Here is a 16,377-nt window from a genome sequence, read left to right on the forward strand (position 1 = left end):
AAACGACCTGTCTGATGCGCGCTACGACCGTTCAGGTGTCCTCCGTCACGATGACCCTTTTCGAGATGCGATCTGGGGTTCGATGGACTTTCCTTGATGCGGGACAAGCGTTCGCGCGTGCCCGCCAGGCCCTCGGCCACCCCTTACACCTCTCGCTCCGCCGCCACTGACGCCGGCGCGTACCACCATGCATGGACGGAGATAGATGTGACGACCCTGCGGGTCGATGAGCAGCTCGCTGCCACCCTGGACCGGACCCACCGGCCCACCCTGACCTCCCGGCCCCAGCTCCCGACCCAGTCCGGTCCCACCGCGCAGCCCGGCGTGGTCGGGCCGGCGCAGCCCGGCCCCGGAGTGCGCCCGCAGACCCGCCGCATCCTCATGCTGTCCTGGGAGTACCCGCCGGTGCTCGTCGGCGGTCTCGGCCGACACGTGCACGCCCTCTCCGTCGCCCTCGCCGCCGCCGGCCACGAGGTCACCGTCGTCCTGCGGGCCCCCGAAGACCCGGTGACGTTCCCGCTCGCCACCGACTCGCTGCTGGCCTGGACGATGGCCTTCAACCACACCCTCACCCGCACCGCCCTGCGCGCCACCCAGGCCGGCAGCTACGACGTCATCCACGCCCACGACTGGCTCGTCGCGCACACCGCGATGACGTTGCGCGACCACCTGGACATCCCGCTGGTCAGCACGATTCACGCCACCGAGGCGGGCCGGCACCAGGGCTGGCTGCCGGAGGAGATGAACCGCACCATCCACGGCGTCGAGCAGTGGCTCAGCAGCGAGTCCGGCCGGGTGATCGTCTGCTCCGGGTACATGCGCGACGAGGTGAACGCGCTCTTCGGCGTACCGGTCGGGCGGGTCGACGTGGTCGCCAACGGCGTGGAGCCGCACCGCTGGCGGGTGCCCGCCCGTGCCGTGGCCGCCGCCCGCGCTCGCTTCGCCGGCGACGGCAAGCTGATCACCTTCGCTGGCCGACTGGTCTACGAGAAGGGCGTGCAGCACCTGATCGCCGCGCTGCCCCGACTGCGTGAGCGCCACCCCGGCCTGCGTGCCGTGATCGCCGGCGACGGCCCGTACCGCGCCGAGTTGGAGGCCGAGGTGCACCGCCGCGGCCTGGGCGGCATGGTCAGCATGCCGGGCTTCCTGGGCGGCACCGACCTGCCGGCGCTGATGGCCGCGTCCGACTGCTTCGCCGTGCCGAGCATCTACGAGCCGTTCGGCATGGTCGCCCTGGAAGGCGCCGCCGCCGGGGCGCCCCTGGCCGTCGCCGCCACCGGTGGCCTCGCCGAGATCGTCGAGCCGGGCGTCACCGGGATGACCTTCCGCCCGCACGACCCGGACGGCCTGACCGACGCCGTGCACGCGCTGCTGTCCGACGCCGACCACTCCCGCACCATGGCCCGTCGCGCTCGTCGGATGGTCCACGACCAGTACGGCTGGTCCGCGATCGCCCAGCGCACCGCCGCCAGCTACGCCGCCGCCATCCACCACGACGCCGAGTTCACCGCTCAGCGCATGTCGCAGGGTCGGGTCGTCCCGGCGCTCCCCGAGGGCAACCTGCTCGCCGCCGCCGGCCTGCGCTGACCGTTCGGCCCGCCTCGGTCGCGCCGTGATCGGCTCGGTTTTCTTGAACTCGGGGTGTCCCGGTGCCGGGGATGCCCCGACTTCCTGAAAGCCGAGTCGATCAGGCCGTGACGAGCGGGCCGTGACGAGCGGGCCGTGACGAGCGGGCCGTGACGAGCGGGCCGTGACGAGCGGGCCGTGACGAGCGGGCCGCGCAGCTCGGTGCCTGTCGGTCGGGCCTGCCAGGATGTGGGAATGTCTCGCCCTGTCGACGCCCTGGACGCCACGTTCCCGATCGCCGCCTCGATCGCTCTGGACCTGATCCGCCGCCCCGAGGTGTCCGAGCAGTGGTCACGGCCGAGCGCGCTGCCGCACCTGTCCGTGGGAGCCCTGGCCTGCCATCTGGGCCGTCAGACGGTACGCGCGGCGCAACTGCTGCCGATGCCGACCGACCTACCTCTGCTGGAGTCGGCCGACGGCCACTACGAGCGGGCCGCCTGGGTCACCGAGGGCCCTCCGGACGAGGAGTCGGTGGCAGCGGGTTCCGACGAAGCCGAGGCCGCACAGGGCCTGGCGCGCCTGCGCGCCCGATCCGTCCTCGCGCTGCAGGAGGTGGGTCACCTGCTCTCCCGAGGAGAAGCCCGCGACGTCGTCCCGATCCCGTGGCAGGGCTGGGCCCTTCCGCGCGCCGAGTTCCTGCTCACCCGCCAACTGGAGATCGTGGTCCACTCCGACGACCTCGCGGTGAGCATCGGCGTACCCACACCGCAGTTCCCTGCGGACGTCTTCGACCCGGTCCGCGACCTGTTGGTGCGGCTGGCCGTACGCCGCCGTGGTCAGTCCGCGCTGATCAGCGCACTGAGCCGCAGCGAGCGAGCCCGGAACATCTCCGCCTTCTGAGCGCCCGGCCGCCGCCACCCAGAGCACCACGACCCCCATCAACGCCCACCCACCGTCAAACCCCGGCGCTCGCCGTGCCGCCTCCGGGCTTGATCGACTCGGCTTCCTGAAAACCGGGCCATCCCGGGTCGTGATCGACTCGGCTTTCAGGAAGTCGGGGCATCCCAGCGCGACGGACACCACGCCTTCAAGGAACCCGAGTCGATCAAGCCCGGAGGCCCGGCAGCGCTGGGCGGGGCTGGTGCGGGACGGCGCGGGACGGTCACGCCGGAAGGTGGGGCGATCACGCCGGAAGGTAGGGCGGTCACGCCAGCGCAAGCGCTGCGGCGATCACGCCGGAAGGTAGGGCGGTCACGCCAGCGCAAGCGCGCGGCGGTCACGCCGGTACGCCCGCGCGGGGCGGCCACGTACCGGGGTGGGCGCGGAAGGGCGGCAGGCCGCCGACCCCGAGGGGTTGGCGGCCTGCCGTTTCAGTACGAGAGGTCAGCGCTCGTTGAAGGGGACGTAGTCCCGCTCGGCGGCACCGACGTAGACCTGCCGCGGACGGCCGATCTTGGTCTCCGGGTCGTTGATCATCTCGCGCCACTGGGCGATCCAGCCGGGGAGCCGGCCGAGCGCGAAGAGGACCGTGAACATCTTCGTCGGGAAGCCCATGGCCTTGTAGATCAGGCCGGTGTAGAAGTCCACGTTCGGGTAGAGCCGACGGGAGACGAAGAAGTCGTCGGCGAGCGCGATCTCCTCCAGCTCCATGGCGATGTCCAGCAGCGGGTCCGGCTTGGCCATCCGGCCCAGCACGTCCTGCGCGGCCTTCTTGACGATCGCCGCCCGCGGGTCGTAGTTCTTGTAGACCCGGTGGCCGAAGCCCATCAGCTTGACGCCGTCCTCCTTGGCCTTGACCTTGCGGACGAAGGACCGGACGTCGCCGTCACCGGCGTGGATCTGCTGGAGCATCTCCAGCACCGCCTGGTTGGCGCCACCGTGCAGCGGGCCGAACAGCGCGTTCACGCCGGCCGAGACCGAGGCGAACAGGTTGGCGTTGCTGGAGCCGACCAGGCGCACGGTCGACGTGGAGCAGTTCTGCTCGTGGTCGGCGTGCAGGACGAAGAGCATGTCCAGCACCTTCGACATCACCGGGTCGACCTCGTACGGCTCCGCCGGCACGCCGAACGTCATCCGCAGGAGGTTGTCCACGTACCCGAGGGAGTTGTCCGGGTACAGCAGCGGCTGACCGATGGACTTCTTGTACGCGTACGAGGCGATGGTGGGGACCTTCGCCATCAGCCGGACCGTCGAGATCTCCACGTGCTCGGAGTCGAACGGGTCCAGGCTGTCCTGGTAGAAGGTGGACAGGGCGCTCACCGCGGACGAGAGCACCGCCATCGGGTGGGCGTCCCGGGGGAAGCCGTCGAAGAAGCGCCGCATCTCCTCGTGCAGCAGCGAGTGCCGCCGAATCCACTCGGTGAACTCGGTCAGCTGCTGCTCGGTCGGCAGCTCACCGTAGATGAGCAGGTAGGAGACCTCCAGGAAGGAGGACTTCGCGGCCAACTGCTCGATCGGGTACCCCCGGTAACGCAGGATCCCCGCGTCGCCGTCGATGTAGGTGATCGCGGATGAGGCAGCGGCGGTGTTGACGAAACCGGGGTCGTACGTTGTCATCCCGGTTTCTTTCAGCAGCTTGCTCACCCCGATACCGGCGGGGCCCTCGACCGCAGGATGCACCGGCATCGACAGCTGCCCACCGGGGTGATCGAGCTTGACTTCCGTCATGTGGTTCCTCGCTTCGCCGGCAGATCTACGTTGAATTGCCTTCGCTTCTACCGTAATTGCGGCTCGGGGGACAACGCCCGCCGTGGTTCGGCGGTGAGGTATGCGTCACCCGATTCCCGACCGCGCCGCCGGGAAACCCTCGTCCCGGTGCACGAGATTGGGTCAGGACAGAGCGAGACGCCGCAGCGTACCGTCCGCCGAAACTTGAAAGACGTCGAGTGTGTTGGTGCCGGCACGGAAGAGCTTGTCGTCGGTCAGCAGCGCGGCGAACCGGCGTCCGCCGGGGTCGGCCGGCACCACCGGGACGACGGCCCCGACGCGGCCGTTGATGGCGACGGCGAGGAGGGTGCCGTCCGGGATCCGGTCCGGGACGTCTCCCCAGACGAGCGCCGGGAGGGTGCCGGTGTCCGGGTCGGTGGCGGTGAACGCGGCCAGGTCGGCCACCCGGGCGCTGCCTGCGGCCGGGCCGCTCTGCACCTGCGTGCCGACCAGGGGGTGCGGGGTCGGCAGGGGTGGCGGGGTGGGCACGCCACCGGGGAAGGTGACCGGTTCGCCGGGGCGGTCGTAGAAGTGTTTCGTCGCGTCGGTGCGGGGGGCCTGCCGGGCGGAGCGCCCGTCGACCTTCCAGGGCAGCCGGACGCCGGCCTCGTCGGCCACAGTCGGCAGCAGGTCGACGTGTTCCCAGTTGCGGTCGTCCACCCGGCCGGTCTGTTGCCGGGGCTCCTTGACGAACGTCGGCACCCACGCGACCTCACCGGCGGCGGCCTTGATGGCGTCCATGCCCCGGCCCTGGGCGCCCGCCCGGAAACTGACCCCGTGGTCCGCGGTGACCACGACGAGGGCCTGGTCGTAGAGGCCGCTGGCGCGCAGCGTCCGCAGCGTCTCGCCGATCAGCCGGTCGGTGTAGCCGAGTTGGGCCAGGTGCCGCTGCCGGGCCAGGTCGACCCAGCCGGCACCATCGTTGGGCAGGTCCTCGGGGGCGTCGTAGCGCGCGCCGGACGGCAGGTACGCCCACGGTGAGTGCGGCATCAGCAGGTGCAGGAAGTGCAGGGTGGGTCGGGTCGTCGGCTTCAGCCCGGCCAGGAAGCTGGTGAACCGGGCCGGCTGGTTGTCGTCCAGGCTGTCCCAGCGGAACTTCGGGTCGGCCGGGACGGGCTCGGCGGCGTCCAGGCCGGCCTCGGCCCGGGTCTGCTCGCGGTACGAGTCCTCCGGGTCGACCGCGCTCTCGGTTGGGCCGGCGACCTGGCCGAGCAGCTTGCCGGTCTCGCGGACCAGCACGCCGAGCCCCTGCTCCGGGGTGGTCGGCTGCTCGCAGCGGCTGGGTGGGCAGAGGCGGGTGATGCTCTCCTCGGCGCGGATGTCGTACAGGCCGCCGAAGGCGGTGAAGAGGTTGTCCGGGTACTGCGAGTAGTGCGGGGCGACCGACCGCGCCGGGTAGCGGCCGGTGAGCATCGCGGGCAGCGCGTTGGGCGTCCACCCGCTGACCCCGGTGGAGTTGCGGTACCAGGTGGAGCCGCCGGCCAACTCGGCGAAGTGCGGGTAGCGCGCGGCGTCGATCTTCCCGTCCGCGCCGAGCAGGCTTACCAGCGGCAGTTCGTCGAGGATCAGCATGACCACCGGCGGGTGCCCGGCCGAGCCCTGCGCGGTGCCGGCCGCGCCACCGTCGCCGCGCGGCAGGACCACCGCCGAGGTGGGTGAGACGAGCAGGAAGAGCGCCACGAAGGCCACCGGGCCGGCGGCGGCCAGTCGCAGCACCCGGCCCGGCGCCCGCCACCGCCGGTGTGCGGCCGCGCCGGCCGCGCCAGCCAGCAGGGCCACCAGCAGCAGCGGTACGCCTCGAAGCGGCGTCCCGTGCCGGCCCACCTGCACGGCGAGAGCGGCGAGCAGCAGCCCGACCAACCCGGTGTGGGTGACGGCGCGGGCGGTGCGGCCGGCAAGACGGCTGAGGGCGCCGAGCAGCGCCACCCCGGCCGTGGGAACCGCCGTCACCAGGGCGACCAGCAGCAGGATCTGGGCCGGGTCGGCGCGGTGGAAGAGGAAGAAGTCGGGGCTACGACCGAGCACGTCCAGCAGTGGTTGGGTGATCACGAGCCCGACCAGCGCGACGATCTCCAGCAGCCGACTTAGCTCACCTCGCCAGCCGTGGAACCATCGCTGTTCAGCCACCCATCACCGTCCGGTAGAGCGTGCGGGTGCCCGAGGGCAGTTCCAGCCGGTCGGTGATCCGCCCCCGGGCGGCGAGCAACGTCTCGAAGGTGTCGCGCCGGTAGTCCGGGAAGAGGCCGGCGGGCTTGTTGGCCAGCAGCCGGGTCGCCATCGGGTCCTCCGGGTGGACGAACTCCACCACCACCGCGCCGCCCGGCGCGGTCAGCCCGGCGAGCCAGTCGATGACCTCCGGCAGCGGCACGTTGCGCCCGATCGCCAGGTGGTGCACCACGGCCAGGGCGAGCACCACGTCGGCGGACGCCCGCTCGGCGAAGCCGGCCCGCTCGACGCCCCGCCAACCGCCACCCGGTGAGGGGTCGGCCAGGTCCAGCACCAGCGGCAGGATGCGGCGCTGCCCCTCGGAGCGCAGCTGTCGGTACAGCTCGTCGACCACCGTCGGGTCCTGCTCGACGGCGACCACGTAGTCGGCGTGCCCGGCCGCCAGCCGGGAGTACCGACCGTCGTTGGCGCCGAGGTCGAGCACCAGGCGGGGGCGGGTGCCGGCGGCCACCGCGACGGCCACGAACTGCTCCTTCGCCACCCGGTCGCGGGCCGTGTAGCCGCAGGTGCGCTGGTAGTCCGACCAGTGGCTCTCGGGTGGGCGGCGATCCAGCTTGCGGACCAGTCTCTCGATGCCGCGTACGGTGGCGAGCAGCAACTCCCGGGAGAAGCCGGCGGCGCGCAGTTGGTCGCGTACGTCGCTGGTGCTGGCGGCGGCGTTGCGTTGCTGCATGGCCCCGTGCAGGTGCAGGTGGGTGAGCACGCCGGGGCGCAGCCGGCGGGCACCGTTGAAGAGCGGCCGCAGCTCGTCGGCCTCGATGCCGTCGACCCGGGCACGCAGCCACGGTTGGAAGTCCACACCCAGGTGGGCGGTGAGCATCAGCGGGTAGAGCACGGTCTGGCAGAACTGCCGGTAGCCGGCCCACGGTTCGCCGTCGCGCACCGGCTCAAAGGAGCCGATGTCGATGAAGACCGGTTCGGCGCCGCGCCACTGCAGGTTGTACGCCGAGCCGTCCTTGGTGGTGAAGCCCTCGCCGAGCGCGGCGTTCAGGATCTCCAGGTGCAGCAGGGCGGCGTCGCGCAGCATGCTGAACGACCACTCGTACGGGTGGGAGACGAACGGGATGCGCTCGTGGCGCAGCACGGCGGCCCACCGCGTCCCGGTCGCGGCGGGCACCAGCGTTGGTGGGGCGTCCTCGGTGGCGCAGACCTTGCGCGCGGCGACGAGCGCCGGGAAGAACGTGCTGCCGGTGAGTGCCCGCCAGTGCGCGGCGGCCTGGGTGTCCAGCCCGCGCAGCACCTCGTCGCCGACGTGGAAGACCCGGTTGGCCGGGTCGCGGAAGGAGGCCGGCTCGGGCCGTACCTGTATGGGTGAGATCGCCATCGTCGGGACTGGCCCGCTCAGCGCTGGTCGGTGGGTTGCCGGCGGAACCGGTCGACCAGCCGTCGCCAGTAGAGCTTCGCGGCGACCGCAGCGCCAGCCACCCCACCGACGACCGCCTGCACGATCAGGCTGCCGGACCCCGCGTCCAGGTAGGCCAGATGTTCCACCGATGGCTCCTTGCCCTCGCCGTCTCGACACCGGCGTCCCAGGCGTACACCTATGAGGCTTTTGACCCAGAAAGCCGTACTTGTCCCTCACCGTACGCCGGTCGTCATCGCCGTCGCGGGCACATCGGCGTACTCCCAGCCTCGCCACAGAATGTGGCCGGGGACGGCGGACCCGACGAGGACCCCGACGGGCGTCACACGCGACGCGTCGTCGAGGTCCTCACCGAGATGCTGGGCGACTGACTCAGCTACGCCGGTGGTGCATGCCGAGGCGCAGCAGCACGAAACGCAGCACGGTGGCGGCCAGGTTCGCGGCCACCAGCACGGCCAGCTCCACCGGCCGGGCCGGCACGGCGGCGACGGCGTGCAGGGTGGCCAACGCGCCACTTGTCAACGCCAGACCGAGGGCGAAGGCCAGCAGCCCCTGCGCGTGGTGCCGGGCGGCGTGCCGGCGGCCACTGATGCCGAACGTCAACCGCCGATTCGCGGCCGTGTTCGCCACCGCGGTCACCAGCAGCGCCAGCAGGTTCGCCGGTTGCGCGCCGAGCAGGCCCCGGGTGGCCACGAACAGCAGCAGGTACGCGAGCGTGCTCGCCACCCCCACCGCCGCGAACCGGACCAGTTGCCGGGGCAACCCGACCGGCACCTGCCCGGCCTGCGCACCCGGCCCGGTCAGCGGCGTCTCAGCCGGCTGGGCACGCGGCCCGCTCAGCGGCGCCCGGCCGAGCTGTGCGCGCAGCTCGGCCAGGGGCAACGCGCCGGTCAGCAGCGCCCGGCCCAGCCGACCCACCCCGCGCAGGTCGGCCAGGGCCGTGGCGACGATGTCGACGCGGCTGTCCGGGTCGTCGACCCAGTCCACCGGCACCTCGTGGATGCGCAGCCCGGCCCGCTGGGCCAGCACCAGCAGCTCGGTGTCGAAGAACCAACCGGTGTCGCGCACCAGCGGCAGCAGCTCCGCGGCCACGTCCGCGCGGATCGCCTTGAACCCACACTGCGCGTCGGAGAACCGCGCCGCCAACGCGCCGCGCAGCAACAGGTTGTAGGCCCGGGAGATCACCTCCCGCTTCGCGCCGCGCACCACCCGGGAGGTACGCGCCAACCGGGTGCCGATCGCCAGGTCGGAGTGGCCCGAGATCAACGGCGCGACCAGCGGCAACAGCGCCGCCAGATCGGTGGAGAGGTCCACGTCCATGTACGCGAGCACCGGCGCGGACGACGCCGACCAGGCGGCGGAGAGCGCCCTCCCCCGCCCCTTGGCGTCCAGGTGCAGCACCTCGACGCCGGGCAGCTCACCGGCGAGGCCGTCGGCCACCTTCAGGGTGTCGTCGACGCTGGCGTTGTCGGCGATGGTGATCTGGAACGGGTACGGGAAGTGCGCGCTCAGATGGGCGTGCAGCCGCCGTACGCACGGCCCGAGGTCGGTCTCCTCGTTGTAGACCGGGATCACCACGTCCAACACGGCACCGGCGGCGGTGGGTCGGGCCTGGACGGCGGCCCGGGTGCCGCCCAGCGGGGTCACGACGCCTCCGTAGCGGCGCTGAGGTCATAGAGGGTGACCCCGTCGACGGTCTGCGCCGTGAACGTCTCCGCGACCCAGGCGGCGATCTCCTGGGAGGCCGAGCTGCCGCCATTGGCCCGGAAGCCACCACCACCGATGAAGTAGTGGATCTTCCCGTCGGCCACGTACCGCTGGAACTGCGCGAGGGTCGGCGACGGGTCACTGCCGTTGAACCCGCCGATCGGCATCACCGGCTCGCCCGTGGCGAGCTGGTAGCCGGAGGCGTTGTTCGAGCCGACGGTCGCCGCCACCCAGGTGTAGTCGTCGGCGTCGCGCTCCAGCAGCTCGCGCAGCGCGGCGCTGGGCTCGCGGGCGTCGAGCAGCCCGCCCATCCCCCCACCGGCCGAGCGTCCCTGGCCGCCGGTGGCACCAGGCCCGCCGTTGCGACCACCGCCGGGGAAGCCCGGCATCTGGCCGCCGTTCTGGCCGCCACCGTTCTGGCCCCCGCCCGGGAACTGGCCCCCACCGGGGAAGCCGCCGGGGAACTGGCCGCCACCGTTCTGGCCGCCGCCCGGGAACTGGCCGCCGCCGGGGAATTGACCCCCGCCCGGGAAGCCACCGGGGAACTGGCCGCCGGCTGGCAACTCCATGCCGCCGGGGGGTCGCCCACCGGGGAAACCGCCCCGGCCGAACCCGCCCGCCACGAACGGGCCGGCGCTCGGGATCGACCCGGTGTGCGGGGTCGCGGCGGTCTGCACCGCGTACGCCACAGGGCCCGCGAGGGCCGCCGCCGCGCCGAGGCCCAGCACCACCGGCACCAACCGGCGGGGCAGTCGGGTGACAAGCAGGAGCAGCACCGCGCCGAGCAGGCCGGCGACGAGCACCGTGGTCCGCAGCCACGGGTACCAGTCGGGGCTGCGCCCGAGCAGCACCCAGGCCCACCAGACGGTGACCGCGAGCGTGCCGGCGAGCGTCGCCGTGGCAGCGAGCGGACGCAGGCGCTGCCAGCGTGTGCCGGCAGTAGCCCCGTCGGCGGACGCGGGCAGCGGCTCGCCCTCGACAGCCGTCGTGGGGGCTGCGGTCGCGGTGGCTGCGGTCGTCGGTCCAGGCTGGACGCCGGCCGCAGCGGGTAGCGGTCGACGCTGCTGCCAGAGCAGCGTCACGCCGATGCCGACCAGCGCGCCGATCGCCGGTGCGAGCGCCACCGTGTAGTAGGCGTGGAAGATCCCGGACATGAAGCTGAAGATCAGTCCGGTGACCAGCAGCCAGCCGCCCCAGAGCACCAGCCCGGCCCGGGTGCGGTCGGTGCGGGTCGCCCGACCGGCCAGCAGCAGGCCGACCACCAGCAGGATCAGCGCGGCCGGCAGCAGCCAGGAGACCTGACCACCGATCTCGCCGCCGAACATCCGCAGCACGCCGGTCTGCCCGGAGAACGGGCCCCCAGCGCCACCACCCGGGCGCGGACCACCGCCGCCGACGCTGCCCACCTCCTCGCCGGTGATCCGACCGAGGCCGTTGTAGCCGAGGGTGAGTTCCAGGATGCTGTTGCCCTGCGAGCCGCCGATGTACGGGCGGGCGCTGGCCGGGACCAGCTCGACGAGCGCCACCCACCAGCCGGCGGAGACCAGCACCGCCAGCCCGGCCAGCAGCAGTTGCCGCACCCGCCGCCACAGCCCGGTCGGCGCGGCCAGCAGGTAGACACCAGCGAAGACCGGCACCACCAGGAACGCCTGCAACATCTTGGTGAGGAAGCCGAAGCCGACCAGCACACCAACCAGCACGATCCACCGGGTGCTGGCCGTCTCCAGTGCGCGCACGGTGGCGTACGCCCCGGCGACCAGCAGCAGCACCAGCAGCGCATCCGGGTTGTTGAACCGGAACATCAGCGTCGCCACCGGGGTGACCGCGAGGACCGCTCCGGCGATCAGACCGGCGGCCGGCCCGTACCAGCGCCGCACGGTCGCGTAGAGCACGCCGACCGAGGCGACCCCGCAGAGCGCCTGCGGCACGAGCATCGCCCAGCTGTTCATCCCGAAGACGCGGACGGACAGGGCCATCAGCCACAGCGACGCGGGCGTCTTGTCGACGGTGATGGAGTTGGCGGCGTCCGACGAGCCGTAGAGGAACGCCTTCCAGCTCACCGAGCCGGCCTGCACGGCCGCCGCGTAGAACGAGTTGGCCCAGCCGGATGCGCCCAGGCCCCACAGGTAGAGCACGCCGGTGGCGAGCAGCAGGATCACCAGCGCGGGCCGAGCCCAGGCCGACGAGCTGCGCGTCGGCGGCGAGTGCTGGTCAGGGCGCGTGACTGGCGGCGGCGGCTCCGCAGCGGCGGGCTGGTCCGACAGGGTCTCTGTTGTTTCCATGCCGCCAGCCTTGAGGGCTCGCCTGGCGCGACGCCGTGCGCGAACTATGCGTCAGCTGTGGGATTCGGCAACCGGACGGTGAACAGTGTCCGACCCGGACGGCTGTCCACCCCGACGGTGCCGTGGTGGGCCTCCACCACGGCCGCGACGATCGCCAGGCCGAGGCCGGTGCTGCCGTGCGCACGGGACCGGGAGCTGTCGCCCCTGGCGAACCGCTCGAACATCTCCGGTTGCAGTTGCGCCGGCACCCCGGGCCCGTCGTCGGCGACGGTGAGCGCGGCGCTGGCGCCGTCGACGGCCAGCGTGGTGGTGACCGTGCTGCCCGGCGGGGTGTGCACCCGGGCGTTGGTGAGCAGGTTCGCCACCACCTGGTGCAGCCGGGCGGCGTCGCCGGGCACCCGGATCGCCACCTCGGGCAGTTCGAGCTGCCAGCGGTGGTCGGGGCCAGCGACGTGCGCGTCGCTGACCGCGTCCACCACCAGGGCGGTCAGGTCGACCGGCTCGACCGCGAGCGGCCGGCCGCTGTCGAGGCGGGCCAGCAGCAGCAGGTCGTCGACGAGGCTTGTCATCCGGGTGCTCTCCGACTCCACCCGGCGCAGCGCGTGCGCCACGTCGGCGGGGACCTCGTCGCGGCCCCGCCGGGCCACCTCGGCGTAGCCGCGGATCGCCGCGAGGGGCGTGCGCAACTCGTGGCTGGCGTCGGCGACGAACTGGCGTACCCGCATCTCGCTGGCCTGCCGGGCGGAGAGCGCGTCGGCGACGTGGCCCAGCATCCGGTTCAGCGCCGCGCCGACCTGACCGACCTCGGTGCGTGGGTCGGTGTCGGCGGCCGGAACCCGGACGGCGAGCGCGACCTCGCCGCGGTCCAGGGGCAACTCGGTGACGCGGGTGGCGGTGGCGGCCACCCGGTTGAGTGGTCGCAGGGTGGCCCGCACGATCAGCGCGCCGGCGGCGCCGGCGAGAAGCAGCCCGACGGCGGCCACCCCGACCTGCGCCGCGATCATCCGCCAGACGATCTCCTGGACGCCGGCCAGGGGGATCGCGACGACGCGTACCCGGCCGTCCCAGTACTGCCGGGCCACGGCCCGGTAGTCGCCGCGAGCGCCGAGATCGACGGTGCGCGGCGCGGCCTCGACCGGCAGGGCCGCCAGTGCGGCGACCTCCCCGACCGGGACGGACTGCTCGTCGGGGAACGGGTTGGCGCTGGACGCGCTGTTGGTCAAGGTCCGGGCGCTTGTCACCCGGCCGTCGGTGATCTCGGCGACCACCGCGCCGGACGGCAAACCGGGCGGGATGCCCGGTCCGTTGCCGGGGAACGCCGGCCGGCCCGGACGGTCCCCCCGCATGGCCGTCGCGGGGTCCAGTTGCGCGTCGAGCCGGTCGACCAGGAAGTGCCGCAGCGCCACCGTGGTGAGGCCGCCGATGGCGACGCTGACCAACGCCAGCAACGCGAGCAGGGCAAACACCAATCGGGTACGCAGCGAGCGCCCGGCCAGCCACCCACGGGCGGCGCGCAGCGGGCGGCGGCTACTCGGCGGGCTTGAGGACATAGCCCGCGCCGCGCAGCGTGTGGATCATCGGCGCCCGGCCGGCGTCGATCTTCTTGCGCAGGTACGAGATGTACAGCTCCACCACGTTGGCCTGGCCGCCGAAGTCGTAGTTCCACACCCGGTCGAGGATCTGCGCCTTGCTGAGCACCCGGCGCGGGTTACGCATCAGGTAGCGCAGCAACTCGAACTCGGTCGCGGTGAGGGTGACGAGCTGGCCGTCCCGACGGACCTCGTGACTGTCCTCGTCGAGGCTGAGGTCACCGACGGTGAGCACCGCCTCCTCCCGGGCGGCGACCGCGAAACCGGAGCGGCGCAGCAGCGCGCGCAGCCGGGCGATCACCTCCTCCAGGCTGAACGGTTTGGTGACGTAGTCGTCGCCGCCGACGGTCAACCCGGCGATGCGTTCCTCGACCGCGTCCCGGGCGGTCAGGAAGAGCACCGGCACGGTGGGGGCGTGCTCGCGCAGCCGGCGCAGCACCTGGAACCCGTCCAGGTCGGGCAGCATCACGTCGAGCACCACGGCGTCCGGCTCGAACTGCCGGGCGGCGCTCAACGCCGCCATGCCGTTGCCGGCGCTGCGGACCTGCCAGCCCTCGTAGCGCAGGGCCATCGACAGCAGGTCGGTGAGGGTGGGTTCGTCGTCGACCACCAGCACCCGGACGGGTTCACCGTCGGGGCGACGCAGCTCGATCCGGCTCGGCGCGGCCTGCCCGTTCATGACCATGCCCCCCATCGTGGCCGCGACGCCTGTACCGGACCCCTGCGGAAGCTGTGTGCCAGCTGTGCGGCCGGGTCGACGTGCTGCCGGCGGCGCCACCGGTCAGCCCCGCCTCGTGGTCACTCGGATACCCCGTACGCGTCGGTGCGCACGAACCGCATGCTCCACCCGCCCGCCTCGTCGGGCCGGTCGCGTTCGTAGAGGTGGTCCGGGCCGGGCTGCACCGGGCCCGTGCCGTCCGGGTGCCGCATGACCCACCGCTGCGGTGGTGCGCCGTCCGACCCGGCCGGCAGCAGCCGGACCAGGCCGTCCGCGGGCCCGCCGACGAAACGTACGGTGACCTCGCTCATCGCGGCGTCCCCTCGGGTGACCGTGCCGGCACAATCGGTGACACCGGCTCTGGCTCGCAAGCTACCGCACCCGCCGCCCTGACGCAGCGGGGTGCGCCGCTCTCGCTCCGACGGCGGTTTGCCCAGTTCGAGGCTCGGGTACCGCAGCCTGAGCAACCTGCTGTGGGGTGGGCGAGGGCGAGGAGTGGTCGATGCGCACGCTGGACGGGCGGTACCGGCTCGAACAGCGTATCGGCGTAGGCGGGATGTCCGAGGTGTGGCGGGCGTACGACCAGGTGCTGGCCCGGTCGGTCGCGGTGAAGCTCATCGCGCCCGGTCGCGACGACCGGGACGGCCCGGTGGACCGGATCCGCGCGGAGGCCCGCTCGGCGGCCCGCCTGGTGCACCCGAACGTGGCGAGCGTGCACGACTTCGGCACCTCCTCGACGTGGCCCGGCCGACCGGTGCCCTACATCGTCATGGAGCTGGCCGAGGGTGAGACGCTCGCCGCGCACCTACGCGCTGGCCCGCTGGACTGGCGGATCGCGGTGCGGGTCTGCGCGGAGGTCGCCGCCGCGCTGGCCGCCGCACACGCCGAGGGCATCGTGCACCGCGACGTCAAGCCCGCAAACGTCATGCTCACCCCGGCGGGGGTGAAGGTGCTCGACTTCGGCATCGCCATCGCCGCCGGCACACTCGACCCGCTGCCGACCGGAATGGTGCTCGGCACCCCGGCATACCTGGCACCCGAGCAGTTGGACGAGGCGCCAGCCACCCCGGCCGCCGACATGTACGCCCTCGGCGTGCTGCTCTACTACAGCCTCACCGCCCGCCTGCCCTACCGCGCGGCCACCGCCAGCGAGTTGCTCGACGTACGCCGCTGTCAGCCACCGGAGCCGCTGCCCGACATCGACGGGCTCCCGCCGGAGGTCGCCGAGCTGTGCCACTCCTGCCTCGCCGACGACCCCGGGCAGCGCCCGACCAGCCTGGTCGCCGCGCTGCTGCTGGCCGAGGCCGTGGACGCCCGGGTGTACGTGCCGATGACGCTCCCCGCGGCCCGTCCGCCGGCACCGACGTCACCGTGGACCGAACGGGCCGCCGCCGAGGCCACCGAGGCCGTAGCGGTGGTGGACGAGCCGCACCTGCCCGCCGGACGCTGACCGCGCAGCCCTCGGCGTTTCGCCGGGCCGCAGCGTTTCGCCGGGCCACAGCGGGGTAGCCGACCTGGTGAGCGACGGGAGAAACGCGATGCCGGATCAGAGTTCCTGGCTGCGTGAGGCCACAGCGACCGCCGAGGGCGGTCACGTACGCACCGACGATGGCGGGCTCTCCACCGCGCTGGCCTCACCGCTGGCGCCGCACTGCACCGGGCTGACCCCGGAACAGTTGCTGGCCGCAGCCTTCGCCTCCTGCCTGCATCACGCGGCGGTGGAGGTGGCCGGGGAGATCACCGACGAGGCGCACACGGTCCAGGTCCGGGCGGAGGCGAAGCTCGGACGCGACAACGACGGCCGATACCGGGCCGACGTGCACGCGGAGATCTCATCAGCCGGCCTGAGCCGAGATCAACTGGCCGACCTGGTCGAGTACGCCGACCGGCTCTGGCCCTTCTCCAGCAGCGACACCACCCGACACCGTCTGACCGTGACCCCAGCGGAGAACGGCCGACACTAACGCGCAGGCCCATTCGATGGGTCCATCAGCAAGATCGTGCTCGATCCTGGTTGTAGTGGCATCGATTCGTGGTCGAGGCCCCTACTTCCTGGATCGAGCACGATCTTGCAGGGCATGCCGGCCCCGTCGAGCCCTGCAGGGACGGGATGTGGGGACGGAGGGGGCCGTTCGTTGGATGGGGTCTCAGACGTTCGGGTGAGCCCGGAAAGTGGTCGAGGGGCCGTTCGACGGGTTGGCGGTACGACCGCATTGCGCC

13 protein-coding genes are annotated in these 16,377 nt (G+C 72.7%); 4 read left to right on the top strand and 9 right to left on the bottom strand.

Translation table 11 applies throughout. The annotated features are described in order from the left end of the window. Positions 1-207 precede the first annotated feature (207 nt). Positions 208-1,587, top strand: a complete 1,380-nt coding sequence (locus tag IF46_RS0126005; RefSeq protein ID WP_030491006.1) for a glycosyltransferase family 4 protein — start codon at positions 208-210, stop codon at positions 1,585-1,587. Between the two features lie 234 nt (positions 1,588-1,821). Further along, positions 1,822-2,466, top strand: a complete 645-nt coding sequence (locus tag IF46_RS0126010) for a maleylpyruvate isomerase N-terminal domain-containing protein (protein ID WP_030491007.1) — start codon at positions 1,822-1,824, stop codon at positions 2,464-2,466. A gap of 483 nt (positions 2,467-2,949) precedes the next feature. Here IF46_RS0126010 and IF46_RS0126015 read toward each other — a convergent pair whose 3' ends face one another. From IF46_RS0126015 to IF46_RS0126060, 9 genes are all read right to left on the bottom strand, one after another. Continuing rightward, positions 2,950-4,233 (bottom strand): citrate synthase, encoded by a 1,284-nt coding sequence (locus IF46_RS0126015; protein ID WP_030491008.1) that lies wholly within the window; start codon positions 4,231-4,233, stop codon positions 2,950-2,952. 162 nt (positions 4,234-4,395) lie between these two features. Then, the gene (locus IF46_RS0126020; protein WP_030491009.1) at positions 4,396-6,399 is read right to left on the bottom strand and encodes a sulfatase-like hydrolase/transferase; all 2,004 of its coding nucleotides are present in this window, start codon (positions 6,397-6,399) and stop codon (positions 4,396-4,398) included. Further along, on the bottom strand, positions 6,392-7,822 hold the full coding sequence (locus IF46_RS0126025) for a class I SAM-dependent methyltransferase (protein ID WP_030491010.1): 1,431 nt from the start codon (positions 7,820-7,822) through the stop codon (positions 6,392-6,394). The genes IF46_RS0126020 and IF46_RS0126025 overlap by 8 nt, the downstream gene beginning before the upstream one ends. Positions 7,823-7,839: 17 nt before the next feature. Further along, positions 7,840-7,989, bottom strand: coding sequence for a hypothetical protein (locus IF46_RS34910; protein WP_165947858.1), 150 nt, complete (start codon positions 7,987-7,989; stop codon positions 7,840-7,842). Positions 7,990-8,233: 244 nt separating this feature from the next. Then, positions 8,234-9,499, bottom strand: a complete 1,266-nt coding sequence (locus tag IF46_RS0126040; protein WP_030491011.1) for a bifunctional glycosyltransferase family 2/GtrA family protein — start codon at positions 9,497-9,499, stop codon at positions 8,234-8,236. Between the two features lie 5 nt (positions 9,500-9,504). Beyond that, complete coding sequence (locus IF46_RS0126045) at positions 9,505-11,850, bottom strand: ArnT family glycosyltransferase (protein WP_030491012.1); 2,346 nt, start codon at positions 11,848-11,850, stop codon at positions 9,505-9,507. Positions 11,851-11,894: 44 nt separating this feature from the next. Then, positions 11,895-13,400 (bottom strand): sensor histidine kinase, encoded by a 1,506-nt coding sequence (locus IF46_RS0126050; RefSeq protein WP_084598053.1) that lies wholly within the window; start codon positions 13,398-13,400, stop codon positions 11,895-11,897. Further along, positions 13,378-14,118, bottom strand: coding sequence for a response regulator transcription factor (locus IF46_RS0126055; protein WP_420063594.1), 741 nt, complete (start codon positions 14,116-14,118; stop codon positions 13,378-13,380). Before IF46_RS0126055 ends, IF46_RS0126050 begins: the two co-directional genes overlap by 23 nt. Positions 14,119-14,237: 119 nt before the next feature. Continuing rightward, positions 14,238-14,468, bottom strand: a complete 231-nt coding sequence (locus IF46_RS0126060) for a hypothetical protein (RefSeq protein ID WP_030491015.1) — start codon at positions 14,466-14,468, stop codon at positions 14,238-14,240. A 191-nt stretch (positions 14,469-14,659) separates the two neighbouring features. On the opposite strand from IF46_RS0126060, the gene IF46_RS0126065 reads away from it, so the two are divergent. Together IF46_RS0126065 and IF46_RS0126070 are read left to right on the top strand one after the other, a co-directional pair. Then, on the top strand, positions 14,660-15,607 hold the full coding sequence (locus IF46_RS0126065) for a serine/threonine-protein kinase (RefSeq protein ID WP_030491016.1): 948 nt from the start codon (positions 14,660-14,662) through the stop codon (positions 15,605-15,607). A gap of 88 nt (positions 15,608-15,695) precedes the next feature. Next, positions 15,696-16,121: an OsmC family protein gene (locus IF46_RS0126070; RefSeq protein WP_030491017.1), complete on the top strand. Its 426-nt coding sequence runs from the start codon at positions 15,696-15,698 to the stop codon at positions 16,119-16,121. Positions 16,122-16,377: the final 256 nt, after the last annotated feature.

The organism is Micromonospora chokoriensis (assembly GCF_000718555.1).
In the GTDB taxonomy this organism is placed as follows: domain Bacteria; phylum Actinomycetota; class Actinomycetes; order Mycobacteriales; family Micromonosporaceae; genus Micromonospora; species Micromonospora chokoriensis_B.

Excerpts from the sequence above, each read along its gene's own strand:
- IF46_RS0126010 (WP_030491007.1), top strand. The coding sequence starts at position 1,822 with ATGTCTCGCCCTGTCGACGCCCTGGACGCCACGTTCCCGATCGCCGCC.
- IF46_RS0126015 (WP_030491008.1), bottom strand. The coding sequence starts at position 4,233 with ATGACGGAAGTCAAGCTCGATCACCCCGGTGGGCAGCTGTCGATGCCG.
- IF46_RS0126025 (WP_030491010.1), bottom strand. The coding sequence starts at position 7,822 with ATGGCGATCTCACCCATACAGGTACGGCCCGAGCCGGCCTCCTTCCGC.
- IF46_RS0126045 (WP_030491012.1), bottom strand. The coding sequence starts at position 11,850 with ATGGAAACAACAGAGACCCTGTCGGACCAGCCCGCCGCTGCGGAGCCG.
- IF46_RS0126050 (WP_084598053.1), bottom strand. The coding sequence starts at position 13,400 with ATGTCCTCAAGCCCGCCGAGTAGCCGCCGCCCGCTGCGCGCCGCCCGT.
- IF46_RS0126055 (WP_420063594.1), bottom strand. The coding sequence starts at position 14,118 with ATGAACGGGCAGGCCGCGCCGAGCCGGATCGAGCTGCGTCGCCCCGAC.
- IF46_RS0126060 (WP_030491015.1), bottom strand. The coding sequence starts at position 14,468 with ATGAGCGAGGTCACCGTACGTTTCGTCGGCGGGCCCGCGGACGGCCTG.
- IF46_RS0126065 (WP_030491016.1), top strand. The coding sequence starts at position 14,660 with ATGCGCACGCTGGACGGGCGGTACCGGCTCGAACAGCGTATCGGCGTA.
- IF46_RS0126070 (WP_030491017.1), top strand. The coding sequence starts at position 15,696 with ATGCCGGATCAGAGTTCCTGGCTGCGTGAGGCCACAGCGACCGCCGAG.